Origin of the sequence: Streptomyces sp. NBC_00667 (assembly GCF_036226825.1) — a bacterium.
Classification (GTDB): domain Bacteria; phylum Actinomycetota; class Actinomycetes; order Streptomycetales; family Streptomycetaceae; genus Streptomyces.
This window is the reverse complement of the sequence record NZ_CP109022.1, coordinates 4,487,241-4,507,172: the sequence shown is the minus strand read 5'-3', so window position 1 is coordinate 4,507,172 and position 19,932 is coordinate 4,487,241. Positions and strand designations below refer to the sequence as shown.

Sequence of the window (19,932 nt, the reverse complement as noted above, 5' to 3'; positions counted from 1 at the left end):
GGCCGTTATCCCTTCACGGCGCCGGCCGTGAGGCCCGCGGCCATCTTGCGCTGGACGATGAGGAAGAGGATGACGATGGGCAGCGCCATCATGGTGGAGCCGGCCATCATCGGGGCGAACTCCGTGCCGTTCTTGGTGGTGAAGTTGCCGAGCCAGACGGTGGCCGTCTGGTTCTGCTGGCTCATCAGCATCAGGGCGTAGAGGTACTCGTTCCACGCCTGGATGAAGCCGTAGACGGACGTGGCGACCATGCCCGGGGCGAGCAGCGGGAAGACGACGCGCAGGAAGGCGCCGGCGGGGGTGCAGCCGTCGACCATGGCCGCTTCTTCCAGCTCCTTGGGGATGTTGACGATGAAGCCGCGCAGCGTCCAGACGGTGAAGGGCAGGATGAAGGTCAGGTAGGTGATGATCAGGCCGCTGAGCTTGTCGTACTGGCCGAGGTCGTTGAGCAGCAGGAAGACCGGGATGATCATCGCGACGAGCGGGATCATCTGGACCGCGAGGATGCCGACGATCACGATCTTGCGGCCGCGGAAGGCGAACCGGGAGATGGCCAGGGCGGCCAGCATGCCGACGGCGATTCCGATGACGACCACCGTGAGCGAGACGATCATGCTGCGTCCGACCGGTCCCCAGAAGTCGGAGATCTCCAGCGCGCGCCGGAAGTTGTCCAGCGTGAAGGTGGCCGGGAAGAAGTGCGGGTTCGGGTCGATCGCGTCCTTGGCCGGTTTGAGGGCCGTGTTCAGCATCCAGTAGACCGGGAACCCGGCGGTCACGAAGACGAGCAGGCCGAGGAGGTTCCAGCCGAGCCGGGACTTCTTCCTCTGCTTGTGGCGGCGGGAGCCGGGGGGCGCGGTGGCCGGGGCGGCCGCGGTGGTCGAGGTCACTCCACCTCTCCGATCTTGAGCATCTGGCGCATGTAGACGGCGACCACGCCGAGCAGCAGCAGGACGGTGACGAGCGCGATCGCGGAGCCGCCCGAGTAGTCGTTGACCACGAAGGCCTGCTTGTACGAGTAGGTGGTCAGCAACTGGAACTCGGCCTCGGGGTTGCCGTTGCGCATGACGAAGACCTGCGGGAAGACACCCATGTCCCAGATGACCGAGAGGGTCGTCAGCATGACGATGATCGGCTTGAGGATGGGGAGGGTGACGTGGCGGAACACGCCCCAGGCGCCCGCGCCGTCGAGGCGCGCGGCCTCTTCCAGCTCCTTGGGCACCTGGGTGAGGCCTGCGCTGAGGGTGATGACGACGAAGGGCACCGCGCCCCAGACCACGAGAAGCATGATCACGGCGAGGCCCTGGGGGCCGCTGGCGAACCAGTTGTGGCCGATCATGTCGACGCCGGGGAGCCTGCTCATCAGGTAGTTGAGGACGCCGTAGTCGGCGTCGAAGATCCACTTGAAGATGGCGGTGGCGACGATGATGGGCATGCCCCAGCTCGCGACCAGGGCGATGCTGATGAGCGCCTTGACCCAGCCGGAGACCTTCTGGAGCAGCAGGGCGACGAGCATTCCGATGACCATGGTCAGGATGACCGCGCCGGCCGCGAAGACGAGGGTGCGCAGCACGACGGACCAGAAGACGCCGTCGCCGAGGACCTTGGTGAAGTTGTCGAGGCCGACGAACTCCGCGTCCTTGAAGCCCCAGAGCTCGGACTTGCCGAAGCTCTGGAAGGAGAGGGACACCAGCCTGAACAGCGGGTAGCCCATGACGAGGACGATGATCAGCAGGCAGGGGGCCAGCAGCAGCCAGGGGGTCGCGCCGGGGCCCTTGCGCCCCCGCTGCCCCGGCGCGGAGGTCTTGCCCGTCCCGGGTCCGGTGGAAGTCCGCTGCCGTGCCGGCGGCAGATCGGCGGTGGTTGTCTGTGCGGCACTCATCGCGTGCTCCTCGGGGGTCCCTCTCTTGACGGGCAGCGGGGCCCCGCCGGTCCGGCGGGGCCCCGCACCCGGGTCACTTGGTGTTGATGACCTTGTCGATCTCGGCGTCGGCGGCCTTGGCCGCGTCCTCGACCGACTTCTTGCCGGTGCCGATGTCCTGGAGCATGGTCTGCAGGACCTTGCCCTTCTCGACCTGGCCCCAGCCGGGCGCGGTCGGGACGAACCAGGAGGACTCGGCGGCGGTGGCCGGGACCTGGGTCTTGGGGTCGGCCTTGAGCGGGCCGAGGTCCGTCTTGTTGTTCGGCAGGTTGCCCTTGGCGATCAGGCCCTGCTGGCCCTGGGAGCCGGTGAAGGCGTTGATCCACTCGGAGGCGATGTCCTTGGCCTTGGACTTCGAGGGGACCGCGAGGTCCGAACCGCCGAGGAAGACGGGGAGGTTCTTGCCGCTCGGGCCGGGCATCACGAAGTTCTCGAGCTTGTCCTTGAGCCCGCCGACCTTGTCGCTCTTCGGGTCGGCCGCGGTGGAGCCCTCCCAGGCGGCGGCGAAGATGGCGGCGGAGTTGCCCTGGCCGAAGACGACCGGGCGGTCGGCCTCGTCCTTGGTCTTGTCCGCGTGCATGTACTTGTCGAGGAGTTCCTTGTACTGCTTGAGGCCCTTGACCGCCTCGGGGGAGGACAGGGAGCCCTTCCACGAGCCGCCGTCCTTCTTGGCGATGGCGCCGCCGTTGTCGTAGACGAAGGACATCGCGCCGTACCAGTCCGGCGAGGGCTGGTAGAGGGCGCTGAACTTGTCGCCCTTCGCGGCCTGGATCTTGTCGAGGGCGGAGGTCAGCTCGGCCCAGCTCTTGGGGGCGGCGGTGACGCCGACCTCCGCGGCCAGGTCCTTGCGCCAGGTGCCGACGCGGCCGCCGGCGTAGTACGGGACGCCGTAGGTCTTGCCGTCGTAGGTGACGGACTGCTTCAAGGCGTCGAGCCAGGCGGCGGAGTTGTCGAACTTCGACGGGTCGATCTCGGAGAAGGCACCGGTCGACATGTAGCCGATCATCTCGGAGTTGCCCATCTCGACCACGTCGGGGGCCTTGTCCGTGGCGAGGACGGCATCGAGCTTGGCGTTCTTGTCCGGCCAGCCGTAGTACTCGTGCTTGACCGTCAGACCGGGGTGCTTGGCGACTATCGCGTCATCGGCCGCCTTGACCAGCTCCGGCCAGTTGTTCTGGGCGTCGACCGTCAGCCAGACGGTCAGCTCCTTGGCGCCGGACGCCTTGTCGGCCGTGTCGCCGCCCTTGCCGTCCGAGCCACCGCACGCCGCCAGGCCGATCACCATGCCCGCGACTCCAACCGCCGCGATGAGCTTGCGCTTCACGCCACCCTCCTCAGGGATGCCTTCCTGCACTTCCCTTGCCCACCGCGGTGACATACGCGAAGTACTGAGCGTGGGGCCGGGATCCGATCCATATTGGTGTAGACCAGTAACCGGAGCTTGGCCTAGACCTTTAGGGGTGTCAAGGGTCTAATGAGCGGGTGATCGGTCCGTTACCGGACCGACACCTGGGGGAGGGAGGAGGCCTGTCCTCCCACCCGTGTCACGATGTGACCGCACATATCGGAGGAGCCGGTGACGGCAGCGAAACTGGAGTCGGGAAGGCGGGCGGCGATGGCCACCGAAGGGGCGACCACGGAGCCGGAAGGCGGGCCGGCCACTCGCACGGCGCGGGTTCCCAAGTACTACCGACTCAAGCGGCACTTGCTCGACATGACCGAGACCATGCCGCCCGGCACGCCGGTACCGCCCGAGCGCACGCTCGCGGCCGAGTTCGACACCTCGCGGACCACCGTCCGTCAGGCCCTGCAGGAGCTCGTCGTGGAGGGCCGGCTCGAACGCATCCAGGGCAAGGGCACCTTCGTCGCCAAGCCCAAGGTCTCCCAGCCGCTGCAACTGTCCTCCTACACGGAGGACATGCGCGCCCAGGGCCTGGAACCGACCTCCCAGCTCCTGGACATCGGCTACGTGACGGCCGACGACACCCTCGCCGGACTCCTCAAGATCTCCGCCGGCGGGCGCGTCCTGCGGATCGAACGGCTGCGCCTGGCCAGCGGCGAGCCGATGGCCATCGAGACCACCCACCTGTCGGCCAAGCGCTTCCCCGCGCTGCGCCGTTCGCTGGCCAAGTACACCTCCCTCTACACCGCCCTCGCCGAGGTGTACGACGTGCGCCTCGCCGAGGCCGAGGAGACCATCGAGACCTCGCTGGCCACCCCGCGCGAGGCCGGACTCCTCGGCACGGACGTCGGCCTGCCGATGCTGATGCTCTCGCGGCACTCGCTGGACGCCGACGGCGAGCCGGTCGAATGGGTACGTTCGGTGTATCGCGGCGACCGTTACAAGTTCGTTGCCCGTCTCAAGCGGCCCGCCCCCTGATACCTCATTGACTCTTGATCGGCCCTCGGTGGACGCTCGTACCGCTATACGGACGGGGGCTTACGTCCACCGATCGGGCCCCCGTAGATTCCCTGCGCTCAGCAGTGATCAACGAGGGGACGAGGATCATGCCGGAACCGGAAGCAACGGGCACGTCACGGGACACGGCGGGAGCCTCGTCAGGGGGGCTCTCGCCCAAGTCGGTCGCCGTGTGGGTGCTCGTCGCCCTCATCGGGGCCATCGGCTGGGGCGTGCTCGCGCTCTCGCGCGGTGAGGAGATCTCGGCGGCGTGGCTGCTCGCCGCCGCGCTGGGCTCGTACGCCATCGGCTACCGCTTCTACGCACGCTTCATCGCCGAACGCGTCCTGCGGGTGGACAAGACCCGGGCCACCCCGGCCGAACGCCTCGACAACGGTGTCGACTTCCACCCCACCGACCGCCGCGTGCTCTTCGGCCACCACTTCGCCGCCGTCGCCGGCGCGGGCCCGCTGGTCGGTCCCGTCCTCGCCTCGCAGATGGGCTACCTGCCGGGGACCATCTGGATCGTGGCGGGCGTGATCTTCGCGGGCGCCGTCCAGGACATGGTGACGCTGTTCTTCTCCACCCGCCGCAACGGCCGTTCGCTCGGCCAGATGGCCCGTGACGAGATCGGCCCCGTCGGCGGAGCGGCCGCGCTGGTCGCCGTCTTCGTCATCATGATCATCCTGCTGGCGGTGCTGGCCCTGGTCATCGTCAACGCGCTGGCCGACTCCCCCTGGGGCGTCTTCTCCATCGGCATGACCATCCCGATCGCCCTCTTCATGGGCTTCTACCTGCGCGTCCTGCGTCCGGGCCGGATCACCGAGGTCTCCCTGATCGGCGTCGCCCTGCTGCTGCTCGCCATCGTCGCGGGCGGCTGGGTCGCCGACTCCTCGTTCGCCGACGTCTTCACCCTGGACAAGCAGACCCTGGTCATCTGGATGGTCGCCTACGGCTTCGTGGCCTCCGTGCTGCCCGTGTGGATGCTGCTCGCCCCGCGCGACTACCTGTCCACCTTCATGAAGGTCGGCACCATCGCCCTGCTGGCCATCGGCGTGGTCATCGCGATGCCCGTGCTCAAGATGCCCTCCGTCACCGACTTCGCCTCGCGCGGCGACGGCCCCGTCTTCGCCGGCTCGATGTTCCCGTTCGTCTTCATCACCATCGCGTGCGGCGCGCTGTCCGGGTTCCACGCGCTGGTCTCCTCGGGGACCACCCCGAAGATGATCCAGAAGGAGACCCAGGTCCGGGTCATCGGCTACGGCGCGATGCTCACCGAGTCCTTCATCGCCGTCATGGCCGTGATCGCGGCCTGCATCATCGAGCCGGGCCTGTTCTTCGCGGTGAACTCCCCTGCCGGGGTCGTCGGCGCCACCGTCGAGAGCGCCTCCCAGGCGGTCACGCACTTCGGGTTCGCCATCTCCCCCGACGCCCTCGCCCAGGCCGCGAAGGACGTCGAGGAGACCACCCTGCTGTCCCGTACCGGCGGCGCGCCGACCTTCGCACTCGGAATGTCGCAGATCTTCTCCTCCGTCATCGGCGGCGCCGGGATGAAGGCCTTCTGGTACCACTTCGCCATCATGTTCGAGGCCCTGTTCATCCTCACCACCGTCGACGCGGGCACCCGCGTCGGCCGCTTCATGCTCCAGGACACCCTCGGGAACGTGCACAAGTCCTTCAAGGACGTCAGCTGGAAGCCGGGCGTGTGGATCGCGAGCGCGGTCGTCGTCGGCGGCTGGGGCTACTTCCTGTGGGTCGGCGTGGAGGACCCGCTGGGTGGCATCAACCAGCTGTTCCCGCTGTTCGGGATCGCGAACCAGCTGCTGGCGGCGGTCGCCCTGGCGGTCTGCACCACGCTGCTCGTCAAGTCCGGCCGGCTCAAGTGGGCGTGGGTGACGGGCGTCCCGCTGGCCTGGGACGTGGCGGTGACCCTCACCGCCAGCTACCAGAAGGTCTTCTCCGACAACCCGAAGATCGGCTTCTTCGCGCAGCGCGACCTGTACCAGGACGGCATCGACGCCGGGAAGGTCATCAAGCCGGCGAAGGACCTCGACCAGATGCACACCGTGGTCACCAACGCCACCGTGGACGGCGTACTTTCCGTGCTGTTCGCCCTGCTGATCCTCATCGTGCTGGTCGACGCTGCCCGGACCTGCGTCAAGGCGGTCCGCGCGCCGCAGGGCGTGACCCTCACCGAGGCCCCCTGGACCGAGTCGAAGATCGTCGCCCCGGCGGGGCTGATCGCGACCGCCGAGGAGCGGGCGGAGCTGGCCGCCGCCGGCCTCGACTCGGGCGGCGGCAAGACCAAGGAGCCGGTGGCGTGAGCGGCGTCCGGGAGGCGCTGGCCAAGGCCCGGTACTACGTACGGGAGTTCTCCGGCGAGGCCGCCTACGACCGCTACGTGGCCCACGCCCGCTCCCACGACCCGGACGCCGAGGTCCTCACCCGGCGCGCCTTCGAGCGCGCCCGCACCGACGCCCGCGAAGCCGACCCGCGCGAGGGCTTCCGCTGCTGCTGAACCGGCCACGGGCCGCCGCGTATCTCCCGGAAACGCGGCGGCCTTTTCCGTGCCCCCGCGGCACACTCGGTGCCATGGACATCACCATCAGACGGGCGCTGCCGGCGGAGTACGAGACGCTCGGGGACATCACCGCCCGGGCCTACCTCGACGACGGCCTGCTCACGTACGGCGAGGACGATCCGTACCTCGCCAGGCTCCGGGACGTGGCCGGCCGCGCCGCGGCGGCCGAGGTGCTCGTCGCCGTGCTCGGCGACGGGCGCGTCGTCGGCGGTGTGACCTTCGCCGCGCCCGGCAGCGCGCTGTGCGACATCGCCCGCGCGGACGAAGCCGAGTTCCGCATGCTGGCGGTCGCCCGCGAGGGCCGCGGCCGGGGCGCGGGCGAGGCGTTGGTACGGGCCTGCGTGGACCGCGCCCGGGCCCTGGAGGGGGTACGCAGGCTCGTGCTGTCGACCACCGAGGACATGCCGGCCGCACACCGGATCTACGAGCGCCTGGGCTTCGTACGGTCGCCGGATCGGGACTGGGAGCCCGTCCCCGAACTCGGTTTGCTCACGTACGGTCTCGCGCTGTAGTCGGCGCGCGACACAACATCTAGGGGGTCCCCCAGGAGGGGGCCCCCACATGTATGCTCGTGCTCGCTGTCGCCGCAGGGGAATCCGGTGTGAATCCGGAACTGTCCCGCAACGGTATGAAAGGCACCCATAGGTGCGTCCGAAGTCCGAGGACCTGCCGACAGCACGCCCGGCTCGACCGAACCGGGAACAGCCACGTCCGGGCCTCGCGGTTGGGCCGGTGGACGCCGCGCGGCGCAAGCGTGCCCTGATGGGGGACGGCCCGTGCGCGCCCACTCGCGCCCCGCGCCGAAGGTGCCCCGGAGCCGAGTGAGGGAGAGCTCCCCCCGTGACCATCGCGCCCGCCGCACCGCGCGCCGAGTCCGACCCGTCCGACAACGCAACCACCGGCGGGGGCCATGGGGCCGCGCTGCTGCGTACCCTCACCGAGCTGACGGCTGACCTCCCCGACACCGACCCCGGCCGGGTCGCCGCCGCCGCCCTGCGCGGCCGCAGCGCCACCGCGGACGAGGCCGAACTGCGCTCGCTGGCCACCGAGGCCGCCGCCGGGCTGATCTCCGAGGACCCGGCGTACTCCCGGCTGGCCGCGCGCCTGCTCACGCTGGCCGTGCGCGACGAGGCTGCGGGCCAGGGCGCCACCTCCTTCGCCGCGTCCGTCGCGGTCGGCCACCGCGAGGGCCTGATCGCCGACCGTACGGCCGAGTTCGTGGCCGCCCACGCGAACCGCCTCGACGCGCTGGTCGAGCACGCGCTCGCCGAGGGCGCCGACGACCGCTTCGGCTTCTTCGGCCTGCGCACCCTGCACAGCCGCTACCTGCTGCGCCACCCCCTCACCCGTCAGGTGATCGAGACCCCGCAGTACTTCATGCTGCGCGTGGCCTGCGGTCTCGCCGCGGACGAGAGCGTGACGGCCGTCGAGGAAGTGGCCTCGCTGTACCGGCTGATGAGCCGCCTGGACTACCTGCCGTCCTCCCCCACCCTCTTCAACTCCGGCACCCGGCACCCGCAGATGTCCTCCTGCTACCTGCTGGACTCCCCGCTGGACGAGCTCGACTCGATCTACGACCGCTACCACCAGGTCGCCCGCCTGTCCAAGCACGCCGGCGGCATCGGTCTGTCGTACTCCCGCATCCGCGCCCGCGGTTCGCTGATCCGCGGCACCAACGGCCACTCCAACGGCATCGTCCCGTTCCTCAAGACCCTCGACGCCTCCGTCGCCGCCGTCAACCAGGGCGGCCGCCGCAAGGGTGCCGCCGCCGTCTACCTGGAGACCTGGCACGCGGACATCGAGGAGTTCCTGGAACTGCGCGACAACACCGGTGAGGACCAGCGCCGTACGCACAACCTGAACCTCGCGCACTGGGTGCCGGACGAGTTCATGCGCCGCGTCAACGCCGACGCCGACTGGTCGCTGTTCTCGCCCGCCGACGTCCCCGAGCTGGTCGACCTGTGGGGCGACGACTTCGACGCCGCCTACCGCAAGGCCGAGGCGGCGGGCCTCGCCCGCAAGACGATGCCCGCCCGCGACCTGTACGGCCGGATGATGCGCACCCTCGCGCAGACCGGCCAGGGCTGGATGACCTTCAAGGACGCCTCCAACCGGACGGCGAACCAGACCGCCGAGCCCGGCACGGTCGTCCACTCCTCGAACCTCTGCACCGAGATCATCGAGGTCACCAACGACGGCGAGACGGCCGTCTGCAACCTGGGCTCGGTCAACCTGGGCGCCTTCGTCCTGGCGGAGTCGGGCGAGATCGACTGGGAGCGGCTGGACGAGACCGTCCGCACCGCCGTCACCTTCCTCGACCGCGTCGTGGACATCAACTTCTACCCGACCGAGCAGGCCGGCCGCTCCAACGCCCGCTGGCGCCCGGTCGGTCTGGGCGCGATGGGCCTCCAGGACGTCTTCTTCCAGCTGAAGCTGCCCTTCGACTCCCCCGAGGCGAAGGCCCTGTCCACGAAGCTCTCCGAGCGGATCATGCTGGCCGCGTACGAGGCCTCGTGCGACCTGGCCGAGCGCAGCGGTCCGCTCCCCGCCTGGGAGCAGACCCGTACGGCCCGAGGTGTCCTGCACCCCGACCACTACGACGTCGAGCTGAACTGGCCGGAGCGCTGGGCCGCACTGCGCGCCCGCGTCGCCGAGACCGGCATGCGCAACTCGCTGCTGCTCGCCATCGCCCCGACGGCGACGATCGCCTCGATCGCGGGCGTGTACGAGTGCATCGAGCCGCAGGTCTCCAACCTCTTCAAGCGCGAGACGCTGAGCGGTGAGTTCCTCCAGGTCAACGCCTACCTGGTGGACGAGCTCAAGAAGCTCGGCGTGTGGGACGCGCAGACCCGCGAGGCGCTGCGCGAGGCCAGTGGCTCCGTGCAGGGCTTCGGCTGGATCCCCGCCGAGGTGCGCGAGCTGTACCGCACGGCGTGGGAGATCCCGCAGCGCGGCCTGATCGACATGGCGGCGGCCCGTACCCCGTTCCTGGACCAGTCGCAGTCGCTGAACCTGTTCCTGGAGACGCCGACCATCGGGAAGCTGTCCTCGATGTACGCGTACGCCTGGAAGCAGGGCCTCAAGACCACGTACTACCTGCGCTCGCGCCCGGCGACGAAGATCGCGCGCGCGGCCTCCGCCAGCGCCGTGCCGGCCGCCGCCACCCCCCTTCCGCAGGCCGTCGACGCCGATGCGCTGGCCTGCTCCCTTGAGAACCCCGAGTCCTGCGAGGCCTGCCAGTAATGAGCTCCACCGACACCGATGTTGCAACGAGCAAGAACCTGCTCGACCCGGGCTTCGAACTGACCCTGCGCCCCATGCGCTACCCGGACTTCTACGAGCGCTACCGGGACGCGATCAAGAACACCTGGACGGTCGAGGAGGTCGACCTCCACTCGGACGTCGCCGACCTCGCGAAGCTGACGCCGGGCGAGCAGCACATGATCGGCCGTCTGGTCGCGTTCTTCGCGACGGGCGACTCGATCGTCTCGAACAACCTCGTGCTGACCCTGTACAAGCACATCAACTCCCCGGAGGCGCGCCTGTACCTGTCGCGCCAGCTGTTCGAGGAGGCCGTGCACGTCCAGTTCTACCTGACGCTGCTCGACACCTACCTGCCCGACCCGGACGACCGTGCGGCCGCCTTCGACGCGGTCGAGGAGATCCCGTCGATCCGCGAGAAGGCGCAGTTCTGCTTCAAGTGGATGGACTCGGTCGAGAAGATCGAGCGCCTGGAGACCCAGGCCGACCGCCGCCGCTTCCTGCTGAACCTGATCTGCTTCGCCGCCTGCATCGAGGGCCTGTTCTTCTACGGTGCGTTCGCGTACGTGTACTGGTTCCGCTCGCGCGGCCTGCTGCACGGTCTGGCCACCGGCACCAACTGGGTGTTCCGCGACGAGACCATGCACATGAACTTCGCGTTCGAGGTCGTGGACACGGTCCGCAAGGAGGAGCCGGAGCTCTTCGACGACGCCCTCCAGCAGCAGGTCACCGACATGCTCAAGGAGGCCGTGGAGGCGGAGCTGCAGTTCGGCCGCGACCTGTGCGGTGACGGCCTGCCGGGCATGAACACCGAGTCGATGCGCGAGTACCTGGAGTGCGTCGCGGACCAGCGCCTGGTCCGTCTCGGCTTCCCGCCGGTGTACGGCTCGCAGAACCCGTTCTCGTTCATGGAGCTCCAGGGCGTCCAGGAGCTGACGAACTTCTTCGAGCGCCGCCCGTCGGCCTACCAGGTGGCGGTCGAGGGCACGGTCGACCTGGACGAGGACTTCTGAGTCCCCGCTCCAACGGCTTGGTAGCGTCCCCGCCCATGGGGAGAACGACGACCCGGGTGACCGGGGTCCAGGGCGGGGGCGCTTCCTCGTGTCCGGGCTCGACGGCATGACCGGCTCCGGGTGGGCCGGGCGGGCCCGGCTGCGGCCCGGGGGCCTGCTGTACGGGGGCACCGTCGGGTCCGCGACCGCGCACGCGCACCACTCCGTGCAGGTCATCGCCGCGCTGGGCGGGGACGGGCTGCTGATGGCCGGGCCGGACGGGGAGCCCTTCCGGTGCCGGGCGTACGTGGTCCCGGCCGGGGTGCGTCATTGCGTGCTGGCGGGCGCCGCGCGCGGGGTGGTGCTGCACTACGACCCGCTCTCCTCGGCCGGCCGCGGGCTCGCGGCCCTGGCAGGGGATGCGGGAGGGCTCGTACCGGCCGCCGCGGACCTGCCCGCCGACCCCTTCGAGGCGGCGTGCGCGCTGGACCTGCTGCTCCCCGGCGGCCCGACGGCGCAGGCCGCCGCGCATCCGGGGCTGGCCCGGGTACTGGCGTGGCTGCCCGGGCGGGACGGCGTACGGCTGTCCCAGGCGGCCGAGGTGGCCTGCCTGTCGGAGAGCCGCCTCGCGCACCTGTTCCGGGCGGAGCTGGGGCTGCCGTTCCGCCCGTACGTCCTGTGGCTGCGACTGATGCGGGCCGCCGAACTCGCCTCCCGGGGGCACACCCTGACGGACGCGGCGCACGGCGCGGGCTTCGCCGACGGGGCTCACCTCAGCCGGGTGTGGCGGCGCATGTTCGGGATCCCGCCGTCGGACTTCGGCCGCACCATCCAGTGGATGTAGCAGGTTCGTTCAAGCGCCGACGGGCCCTGTGGCCGCACCGTTGACGCATGACGAACTTGCTGAGGACCTGCATCACCGCGTGTACGCCGAAGGCCATGCCGGCCGCCGTGCGCACGGCCTTCGAGGCCGAGCTGCGCCGCGCCCGCGACGCCGCGCCCGACACGGACACCATGTGGGACGCCCTGGAGCGGGCGCACATCATCTCCCAGGCCTGGGCCTGGCCCCACACCCGTGCCCACTGGCACATGTTCCGGCTCGCGGTGCGCTGCCGGGACCGTGCGGAGACGGTGGGGCAGGTGGTGCGGATCCTGGTGGCGGGGGCGGGATCGGTGACCGGGCGCGTGCCGTACGGCAACACGGGGCGTACGGCGGCGGGGCTGCGCACGCCGATGCCCCTCCCGGAGGACCTGCTGGTGCTGCTGGGCCGCGCCCCGGCGCGGCCCGCGGACGCTCAGGCGTTGGGGACGGTCTCGTAGCGGGGGGTGCCCTCTTCCATCTGGCGCAGGGCGTCCTTGCGGTCGCGCTTGGAGAGGCGGTCGATGTAGAGGTACCCGTAGAGGTGGTCGGTCTCGTGCTGGAGGCAGCGGGCGAAGTAGCCCGTACCGCGCACCTTGATCGGGTTGCCCTGGGCGTCCTGGCCCGTGACCTCCGCGTAGTCCGGGCGGGCCAGCGACGCGTAGGCGGTCGGGACCGACAGGCAGCCCTCGTTCGAGTCGTCCAGCACCCGCGTGGAGGCGGGCAGTTCGACCAGCTTCGGGTTGACCACGACACCGGTGTGGCGCACGCCCTCGTCGTCGGGGCAGTCGTAGACGAAGACCTTGGCGTCCACGCCGATCTGGTTCGCGGCCAGGCCGACGCCCTCGGCGGTCTTCTGGCTGGCGAACATGTCGTCGATCAGCTGCGCCAGTTCGTCGCCGAACTCGGTGACGTCCTTGCACTCCCGGTGCAGGACGGGGTTGCCGACCACCGTGATCGGGCGGGAGGTGCCGCGCTCGCGGTGGGCGAGCTCGCGCGCCTCACAGTCCTCCGTGTCCACGACGTAGCCTTCGTCGTCGACCGGGACCACCTGGTTCTCCTGCTGCGCCATGTCCGCCGTACGCCTTCCGTAAGTCCGCGAGTCACCGATGTGACCGGTACAGCCTACGGCCCCGGCTCAGCAGACTTCTTCGAGATCGCGCCACTCGCGGCTGTCCGGGTTGTCCGCGACCCACCCGTCCAGCAGGCCGCGCACCAGACCGGCCGGCGCGGCGATGCCGCATTCCCGCTCGGGCACCCACAGGGATCCCGAGCCGGCCGTACGGTGCCCCAGCGGGCCGGGGTGGCCGGGTTCGCTGTGGTCGTGGGGGTCCAGGTGCTCGCCGTCGCCCTCGTCGCTCGGCATCGCGCTCTCCGAACAAGTGCGGCACAACAGGCGCACCGACGAGGACCAGTCCTCGGCGGCGAAGCCCGCGTCCGAGGCCAGCTGCTCCAGCGCGTCCCGGTCGGTCTCGGTCGCCGCTTCCAGCAGGACCACCCAGGTCGGCACCGGCGAGGGCGCCCACAGCTCGATCTCGTCGAAGACCGGGTACGAGGGCCCCGCGGCGGTGATCCGCTCGCCGTGCGGGACGCCGTCGTGCAGGACCACCTCGCCCCAGCGCCGCCCCGAGGAGGGCAGCGGGATCGAGAGGACCTCTATCCGCGCCGGATCGAGCCTGCGGCCCCACACCACCTCGGCCTCGCCCTCCGGCGAGAGCCGCACGGCGGCGCTGCCCAGCTCCATGCCGACGGGCTCACCCGCTCCGGCGGCGTCGCCCGGCACCTTGAGCCCGTAGGCCTGCCAGGCCCGCCGGGCCAGCGGCCAGTCCTGGAGGGCGGTCGCCGCGATCCCCACGTTCCACCAGTCCGGGGCACCGGTCCCGCGGTCCAGCAGGGCCACCGCGCGCAGCCCGGCGGCCCGCGCCTGCTCCCAGTCGTGGCGGAACTTGTGCAGCAGGGCCAGGTTGAACCAGGACTCGGACAGCCAGGGTTCCAGGTCCGCCGCTCTGGTCAGGAGCGCGCCCGCGTCCTCGTACCGCCCGTCGCCGATCAGCGTGAACGCGCGGTCGGTGGCCTGCCGCCACGAGGCGGAGGGCCGATGCCGTACCTTCCCGAAGATCCTCACAATTCCCGCCTGCCTGGGGGCACCTCCCAGCGGTGGCTGGGGGACTACGGTGCAGCCTTGCGGACACCCTCTCGGACACTCCTACTCGCATCCAACCATGCCCACTCGGACGGCCGCTCATTACCCATGGGTTACCCCGGTGGGAGCGGCCCGACTCCGGCCCGTCCGTCCCTGGCCAGAACCCTTGCCAGGCACTCCACGACCTCGGGCTGGAAGTCGCGCCCGGTACCGAGGCGCAGCCGTGCCAGGGCGGCCAGTGAGCCGCCCGGGTGACCTCCCCCGCCGCAGAGGTCCTCGTACGCGTTGACCGCGCGCACGATCCGCGCGGCGACGGGCTGCTCCCGGTAGGGGTCCGCCTGGCGCTCCACCACGACGGCGACCTCCGCCGGCACCCCGGTCTGCCGGGCCACCTCCCCGCCGAGCCCCGCGATCCGGCGGGCCTCGGCGGCGGGCAGCGGGGCCGTCGCCCCGTCCGGGACGGGGTCGACGAGGGAGAGCTGGCCGATGTCGTGCATCAGGGCGGCGTACTCCAGCACCGTGAGCTCCCGCTCCGAGAGCCCCAGCTCCCGCCCGACGGCGCAGCTCAGGGCGGCCACCCGGCGGGAGTGCCCCGGGCGGGTGCAGCCGGCGATCTCGGTGGCGCGGGCGAGGGAGGTGATGGTCTGGCGGTAGGTGGTGCGCACGGCGGTGATCCGGTGGAAGGACATCTGGGTCAGCAGCAGCGGCACGCTGAACACGGGCAGCGCCCACAGCCCGGCCACGGCCGTCCCCAGCGCCATCACCAGGCCGGTCGCGCAGACCGCGGAGCCGATCCCGGCCGGCGCGCGCAGCTCGTCGCGGAGCAGGCTGCAGTGGGGCCGGCCGGTGCGGGCCCCCGCCAGCGCGGCGGCGAGCACAGCGTCGCACAGGGCGGTGAGGCCGAGCAGCAGCACCAGGAACAGCACGAGGTACGGGCCCTGCCCGACCCGCCCCTCCAGCCGGCCGGAGTTGTGGAGCGGCTGGAAGCAGGCTCCGGCGAAGGCGACGGCCAGTACCCGCCGGGCCACGTGGTCGAAGGCGGGCCCGTGGCCCCGGGCGATGTGCGGGACGGTCCCGACGAGGGCCGCGGCGACGAAGACGGCGACGACCTGGAGCACCCCGTGGTGGGTGGGGTGCCCGGCGGTCCGGCCGAGCAGCGCGTAGGCGAGGGCGCCCGCGGAGCCCAGCGGCGCGGGCAGGCGGTCCTGCGCGCCGTCCGGTCGGCGGTCCGGCGGGCGGTCCCCGGCCGGGGCGGCCGCGTCGCGGTGGTCGCTGCGCGCGAGCTCGCCGATGCCGATGAGGGTGCCGAACGCGAGGGCGGTGGCGCCTTCCACGACCCCGTTCCACAGGGTGTGGCCGAGCGCCGCGAGGGCGAGCAGCGCGGCGGCCGCCCTGACGGCCCCGGCGGCGCCGGCCCTCACGCCCCGCCCCCGAGGCCCCGGGCGGGGGCGGGGGCACCGCTGCGCGGGGCCGCCACCTGCACGTCGTCGTCGGAGGTCACCACCGGGTGCCAGCCGTGCCGCCCGATGGCGTCGACCAGGGCCCGCACCATGGCGGGGTCGAAATGCGTCCCGGCGCAGCGTTCCAGCTCGGCCAGGGCGACGGGGACCGGCCGGGCCCGGCTGTAGGAGCGGGTCGAGGTCATCGCGTCGAAGGCGTCGGCCACCGCCACGACCCGGGCCGGCTCCGGGATCTGCTCTCCGGCCAGCCCGTACGGGTACCCGGAGCCGTCGACGCGCTCGTGGTGGTGCAGGATCGCGGACCGGGCCTCCCCCAGGAAACCGATGCCGCGCACCATCTCGTGCCCGTACTCGGGGTGCAGCTCGATGACCCGCCGTTCCTCGGGGGTCAGCGGCCCGTTCTTGCGCAGCAGCCGGGTGGGGACGCCGAGCTTGCCGACGTCGTGCAGGATCCCGGCGATCCGGACGACCTCCATCCGCTCGTCCGGCATGCCCAGCTCGCGGGCGATCATCGCGGAGGCCTGTCCGACGCGCTCACTGTGCCCGCGCGTGTAGCGGTCCTTGATGTCGACGGCCTGGACCAGCGCCCGGATCGTGGCCTGGTGGGCGGTGCGCTCGCGGGTGTACTGGGCGAAGACCCGGGAGGAGACGTACATCGGCAGCAGCACCAGCAGGGCGGCCGGCAGCCCGTAGGGGCTGCGCCACATCACGGCCGTCATCAGCCCGGCCAGGCCGTGGACGCAGTACGGGGCGAGGGACCGGCCGGGCAGTCCGCGCCAGGCGGTGGCCGCGGGGCGGCGTTCGGCGGTGGCCAGGATGCCGGCGTCGAGGGCGGTGAGCACCAGGCAGAAGACGACCGCGGCGGCCCCCGCGGGGAGCAGGGCGTACGGGAAATCCGCCACCCGGTACGCGGCGCCGGGCGCGGCGCCGCCGAGGCTGGCCGGCCCGTCCAGCAGCCGGTAGACCTGCCCGGCCGCCCAGGCGGCGTTCGCCTGCTGGGCGGCGTGCCAGGTCCGGCGCACCGCCACGGGCCGCTGCACCACGGCAGCGGCGAATCCGGCGGGCAGCGCCACGAGCGCGGCTGCCGCCGGCGGCAGCAGGAACACGGCGGCCGGCACGACGGGGAAGAAGGCGCCCATCCCCTCGGGCTCCCGGCTGCCGGGCAGCCGCCGGCTCCCGGTGAGTTCGCAGCCGACGCCCAGGACGCACAGCAGGGCGACGGCGGCCCACGGCGTAGCGGAACCGGTGAGCGCGGGGGCTGCGCACGCGCAGGCGGCGAGCACGGCGCACAGGATGAGGGCGCGCGCCCCCGGCGGAAGTGTCCGCACGGCACCCTCCTCCCCTGCACGGGCCGGGCCGGCACCGAAACCGACCGGTACCGGAAGGGGAGGATAAGTGGGGGCCGCGGCACAGCGGGCCGCATTCGCGTATCGGGGCATACGGACGCCCCCGGATTAGCGCCTTCGAGTGAACGAAGGCTGCTTCCGGGGGCGGTTCACGCCGTTCGGGTCGCCGCCGCTCAGCCGGAGGACGGATCCGCGGTGACGTCGGTGTCCGGGACGGCCTGTCCCGAACGGATCAGTTCGATCCGTCCCATCACCTTCGAGCGCAGGTCGCTCGGTACGTCGTCCGACCCGCAGCACCGCTTGACCAGCTTCTTGACGGCCTGCTCCAGACCGTACTTCTCAAGACAGGGATTGCACTCGCCGAAGTGGGTCTCGAACTTCGTGCAGTCGCTGTCGGGCATCTCGTGGTCCAGGAACTCGTAAAGGTGGTCCAGGACCTCGGCGCACTCCGTCTCGTGCGGCTCTCCGCAGCTCATGAGCCCGAGCCTTTCAGGTCGTTCGACTCTCCCGCTCCGGCCGGGACGAGCCCGCGCTCGCGGGCGTAGTCCTCCAGCATTCCGCGGAGTTGACGGCGGCCACGGTGCAGCCGGGACATGACCGTACCGATGGGTGTACCCATGATGTCCGCGATCTCCTTGTACGCAAAGCCCTCTACGTCGGCAAGATAGACCGCGATGCGGAATTCCTCCGGAATGGCCTGGAGCGCTTCCTTCACGTCCGAATCGGGCAGGTGGTCGAGCGCCTGCGATTCGGCGGAGCGCAGCCCGGTCGACATGTGCGACTCGGCGCGCGCCAGCTGCCAGTCCTCGATCTCCTCCGCCGCACTGCGCTGGGGCTCGCGCTGCTTCTTGCGGTAGGAGTTGATGAACGTGTTGGTCAGGATGCGGTACAGCCACGCCTTGAGGTTGGTGCCCTCGCGGAACTGGTGGAAGGACGCGTACGCCTTCGCGTACGTCTCCTGGACCAGGTCCTCGGCGTCGGCCGGGTTGCGCGTCATGCGCAGCGCGGCGGAGTACATCTGGTCGAGGTAGCCGAGGGCGTCCCGCTCGAAGCGCGCGTTGCGCTCCGGGGTCGTCTCCTGCGCGTGGCCTTCGTCGGTCCCAGCGACAGGACCCACCTCCTCCGACAGCGTGGCGACTCCGAAAGCGGATCCGCTCGAATCGGAGAATAGTCGACCTTCCCGACCCTCCGCCGCTTGAAGCGTTCCGCGCTTGGGCGCGGGCAGCACCGTCCAGTCCAGGTCAGCGGCCTGCCGACGGTTCTGGCTGATGACCTGGGTCATGCGCTCCCTCTCCTCAGACGAAGTTCCCGTACGTACCGACACCCGGTTAACGACAGGTCCGGGCGCCGCATTCCCGGGCGGGACAAGGGTTTCGGGCCCGCGGGGCCGCCCCGGGCGGCCGGCGGGGGCGGAGTGAGCGGGATCACCCGGGAATCCGTCAGATCGGTCTCAGACGGGGAGCCGGCCGAGCCATCCGGCGACCGCCCCGGTGATCACCGTCAGCGCCTCCTCCTGGGTCACGCCGGCCCGTTTCGGCACTGCGAAGCCGTGGTCGCCGTGCGGGACGGGGACCAGTTCGTACGGGGTGTCCGGGCCGGGCGGCGGGAACTCCCCGGGGTGTCCGAAGGGGTCCCGGCCGCCTTGGACCACCAGGGTGGGCCGCCCCGCGCCCAGCAGCTCGTCGGCCCGGGACTTCTCGGGCCGGCCCGGCGGGTGCAGCGGGAACGCCAGGGCCAGCACCCCGGCCGCGTCCAGCTCGTCGGCGGTCCGGCAGGCCACGCGGGCACCGGCGCTGCGCCCGCCCGCGACGACGGGCAGCCCCGGCGCCAGCAGGGCGGGCCACAGGGCGCGCCAGCCCTCGTCCAGGACCTTGGGCGCGGCGGCGACCTTCTTCCCGGCGACCCGCCAGGGCTGCTCGACCAGTGCGACGGTGACCCCCTGGCCGGGCAGGGAGGCGGCCAGCGCCTGGAGGTCGCGGGCCTCGATCCCGCCCCCCGCGCCGTGGCTGACGGCGAGTACGAGCCGGGCCGCGCCGGCGGTGGCGGGACGCCAGGTGATCCGGGCCTCGCCCGCCGGGGTGTCGACGCTTTCGGTACGCGTGGTCATGGCGCCCATCCTGCCCGGGCGGGGAGCACGGGCTAGAACAGCGTGGCCTCTTCCGGCGCGGCGAGCTCGGTCAGCAGCTCCGGCCCGTTGTTGCGTACGTTGCTCACGGCGGTGGAGACCGGGTAGGCGCGCATCAGCCCGCCCGGCGGCGGCGCCAGCAGCGCCCGGAGTTCGTCCACGTCGCTGCGGGCCGGGTCCAGCCAGGGGTCCCACTTGTCGGGGGTCAGCATCAGCGGCATCCGGGGGTGGATGTCGGCGAGCGAGCGCGGGCCGTCCTCGGGCGCCACGGCCAGCGGAGCGGTCTCGGCCTCGGTGGTGATCACCGAACAGGTGGCCCACCAGGCGTTCGGGTGCTCGTCGGGCAGTGTCCGGTCGCGCCAGAACTCGTATATGCCGGCCATGGCGAACGGGGCGCCGTCGGCGGGGAGCACGAAGTACGGCTGCTTGCGCGCCCGCTTCTTCTTCCCCTCGACCTCCAGCTGCCGCTCGTCGTGGGCGGTGACCCACTCGAAGTAGCCGTCGGCCGGGATGATGCAGCGGCGCTGCGCGAAGGGGCGGCGGAAGGAGGGCTTCTCGGCGACCGTCTCGGCCCTGGCGTTGATCATCCGGGCCGCGCCCTCGGGGCCGCTCGCCCAGGAGGGCACGAGCCCCCACCTCAGCACCCGCAGTTGGCGAACCGGTCGCGGGCTCGGCGCGTCCTTCACAGGACGGTCGAGGACCACGTGGACCTCTTTCGTCGGCGCCACGTTGAAGTCGGGGGCCAGGGACTCCGTCGGCTCCCACCGCTCGACGCCGAAGATCCGCGCCAGTTCCTCGGGCGCCCGGCTCGCTGCATACCTTCCGCACATGGCTGACACACTGCCATGG

19 protein-coding genes and 1 riboswitch are annotated in these 19,932 nt (G+C 71.4%); of the genes, 8 read left to right on the top strand and 11 right to left on the bottom strand.

Annotated elements, in window-relative coordinates; genetic code table 11:
* Positions 1–5: 5 nt before the first annotated feature.
* From OHA81_RS21080 to OHA81_RS21070, 3 genes are all read right to left on the bottom strand, one after another.
* Positions 6–887 carry a carbohydrate ABC transporter permease gene (locus OHA81_RS21080; protein WP_329198159.1) on the bottom strand — a complete coding sequence of 294 codons (882 nt, stop codon included), beginning with the start codon at positions 885–887 and terminating at the stop codon, positions 6–8.
* Entirely contained in the window at positions 884–1,879 is a 996-nt protein-coding gene (locus tag OHA81_RS21075) for a carbohydrate ABC transporter permease (protein ID WP_329198157.1), read from the bottom strand. Before OHA81_RS21075 ends, OHA81_RS21080 begins: the two co-directional genes overlap by 4 nt.
* 73 nt (positions 1,880–1,952) lie before the next feature.
* Positions 1,953–3,242: an extracellular solute-binding protein gene (locus tag OHA81_RS21070; RefSeq protein ID WP_329198156.1), complete on the bottom strand. Its 1,290-nt coding sequence runs from the start codon at positions 3,240–3,242 to the stop codon at positions 1,953–1,955.
* A 291-nt stretch (positions 3,243–3,533) separates the two neighbouring features.
* Here OHA81_RS21070 and OHA81_RS21065 point away from each other — a divergent pair, with 291 nt between their 5' ends.
* The 8 genes from OHA81_RS21065 (at position 3,534) to OHA81_RS21030 (ending at position 12,470) form a co-directional block, all read left to right on the top strand.
* Complete coding sequence (locus OHA81_RS21065) at positions 3,534–4,298, top strand: GntR family transcriptional regulator (RefSeq protein WP_329202439.1); 765 nt, start codon at positions 3,534–3,536, stop codon at positions 4,296–4,298.
* 128 nt (positions 4,299–4,426) lie between these two features.
* Positions 4,427–6,640 carry a carbon starvation CstA family protein gene (locus tag OHA81_RS21060; RefSeq protein ID WP_329198154.1) on the top strand — a complete coding sequence of 738 codons (2,214 nt, stop codon included), beginning with the start codon at positions 4,427–4,429 and terminating at the stop codon, positions 6,638–6,640.
* Positions 6,637–6,834 (top strand): YbdD/YjiX family protein, encoded by a 198-nt coding sequence (locus OHA81_RS21055; RefSeq protein WP_190183352.1) that lies wholly within the window; start codon positions 6,637–6,639, stop codon positions 6,832–6,834. The genes OHA81_RS21060 and OHA81_RS21055 overlap by 4 nt, the downstream gene beginning before the upstream one ends.
* A 74-nt stretch (positions 6,835–6,908) precedes the next feature.
* The gene (locus tag OHA81_RS21050) at positions 6,909–7,409 is read left to right on the top strand and encodes a GNAT family N-acetyltransferase (RefSeq protein WP_329198150.1); all 501 of its coding nucleotides are present in this window, start codon (positions 6,909–6,911) and stop codon (positions 7,407–7,409) included.
* A 53-nt stretch (positions 7,410–7,462) separates the two neighbouring features.
* Positions 7,463–7,585, top strand: a riboswitch (cobalamin riboswitch).
* 152 nt (positions 7,586–7,737) lie between these two features.
* Positions 7,738–10,140, top strand: coding sequence for a ribonucleoside-diphosphate reductase subunit alpha (locus OHA81_RS21045; RefSeq protein WP_329198149.1), 2,403 nt, complete (start codon positions 7,738–7,740; stop codon positions 10,138–10,140).
* Positions 10,140–11,171: a ribonucleotide-diphosphate reductase subunit beta gene (locus OHA81_RS21040; RefSeq protein WP_329198148.1), complete on the top strand. Its 1,032-nt coding sequence runs from the start codon at positions 10,140–10,142 to the stop codon at positions 11,169–11,171. The genes OHA81_RS21045 and OHA81_RS21040 overlap by 1 nt, the downstream gene beginning before the upstream one ends.
* A gap of 88 nt (positions 11,172–11,259) precedes the next feature.
* Complete coding sequence (locus OHA81_RS21035) at positions 11,260–11,994, top strand: helix-turn-helix domain-containing protein (RefSeq protein ID WP_329198147.1); 735 nt, start codon at positions 11,260–11,262, stop codon at positions 11,992–11,994.
* Between the two features lie 47 nt (positions 11,995–12,041).
* On the top strand, positions 12,042–12,470 hold the full coding sequence (locus tag OHA81_RS21030; RefSeq protein WP_329198146.1) for a DUF3703 domain-containing protein: 429 nt from the start codon (positions 12,042–12,044) through the stop codon (positions 12,468–12,470).
* Here OHA81_RS21030 and def read toward each other — a convergent pair.
* The 8 genes from def to OHA81_RS20990 all read right to left on the bottom strand — a co-directional run bounded on the left by def (position 12,446) and on the right by OHA81_RS20990 (position 19,913).
* On the bottom strand, positions 12,446–13,081 hold the full coding sequence (def, locus tag OHA81_RS21025; protein WP_329198144.1) for a peptide deformylase: 636 nt from the start codon (positions 13,079–13,081) through the stop codon (positions 12,446–12,448). The two genes, OHA81_RS21030 and def, sit on opposite strands and share 25 nt — an antisense overlap.
* A 66-nt stretch (positions 13,082–13,147) precedes the next feature.
* Positions 13,148–14,134, bottom strand: a complete 987-nt coding sequence (locus tag OHA81_RS21020; protein ID WP_329198142.1) for a tetratricopeptide repeat protein — start codon at positions 14,132–14,134, stop codon at positions 13,148–13,150.
* Between the two features lie 131 nt (positions 14,135–14,265).
* On the bottom strand, positions 14,266–15,573 hold the full coding sequence (locus tag OHA81_RS21015; protein WP_329198140.1) for an HD-GYP domain-containing protein: 1,308 nt from the start codon (positions 15,571–15,573) through the stop codon (positions 14,266–14,268).
* Positions 15,570–16,940 carry an HD-GYP domain-containing protein gene (locus tag OHA81_RS21010; protein WP_329198138.1) on the bottom strand — a complete coding sequence of 457 codons (1,371 nt, stop codon included), beginning with the start codon at positions 16,938–16,940 and terminating at the stop codon, positions 15,570–15,572. The genes OHA81_RS21015 and OHA81_RS21010 overlap by 4 nt, the downstream gene beginning before the upstream one ends.
* A 191-nt stretch (positions 16,941–17,131) precedes the next feature.
* Positions 17,132–17,434, bottom strand: coding sequence for a mycothiol system anti-sigma-R factor (gene rsrA / locus OHA81_RS21005; protein ID WP_329198135.1), 303 nt, complete (start codon positions 17,432–17,434; stop codon positions 17,132–17,134).
* On the bottom strand, positions 17,431–18,075 hold the full coding sequence (locus OHA81_RS21000) for a sigma-70 family RNA polymerase sigma factor (protein WP_443056783.1): 645 nt from the start codon (positions 18,073–18,075) through the stop codon (positions 17,431–17,433). The genes rsrA and OHA81_RS21000 overlap by 4 nt, the downstream gene beginning before the upstream one ends.
* 333 nt (positions 18,076–18,408) lie before the next feature.
* A complete protein-coding gene (locus OHA81_RS20995) occupies positions 18,409–19,065 on the bottom strand; it encodes an alpha/beta hydrolase family protein (RefSeq protein ID WP_329198130.1) in 657 nt (218 codons plus the stop codon).
* A 32-nt stretch (positions 19,066–19,097) separates the two neighbouring features.
* Positions 19,098–19,913 (bottom strand): SOS response-associated peptidase, encoded by an 816-nt coding sequence (locus OHA81_RS20990; protein WP_329198129.1) that lies wholly within the window; start codon positions 19,911–19,913, stop codon positions 19,098–19,100.
* Between the last annotated feature and the right edge of the window lie 19 nt (positions 19,914–19,932).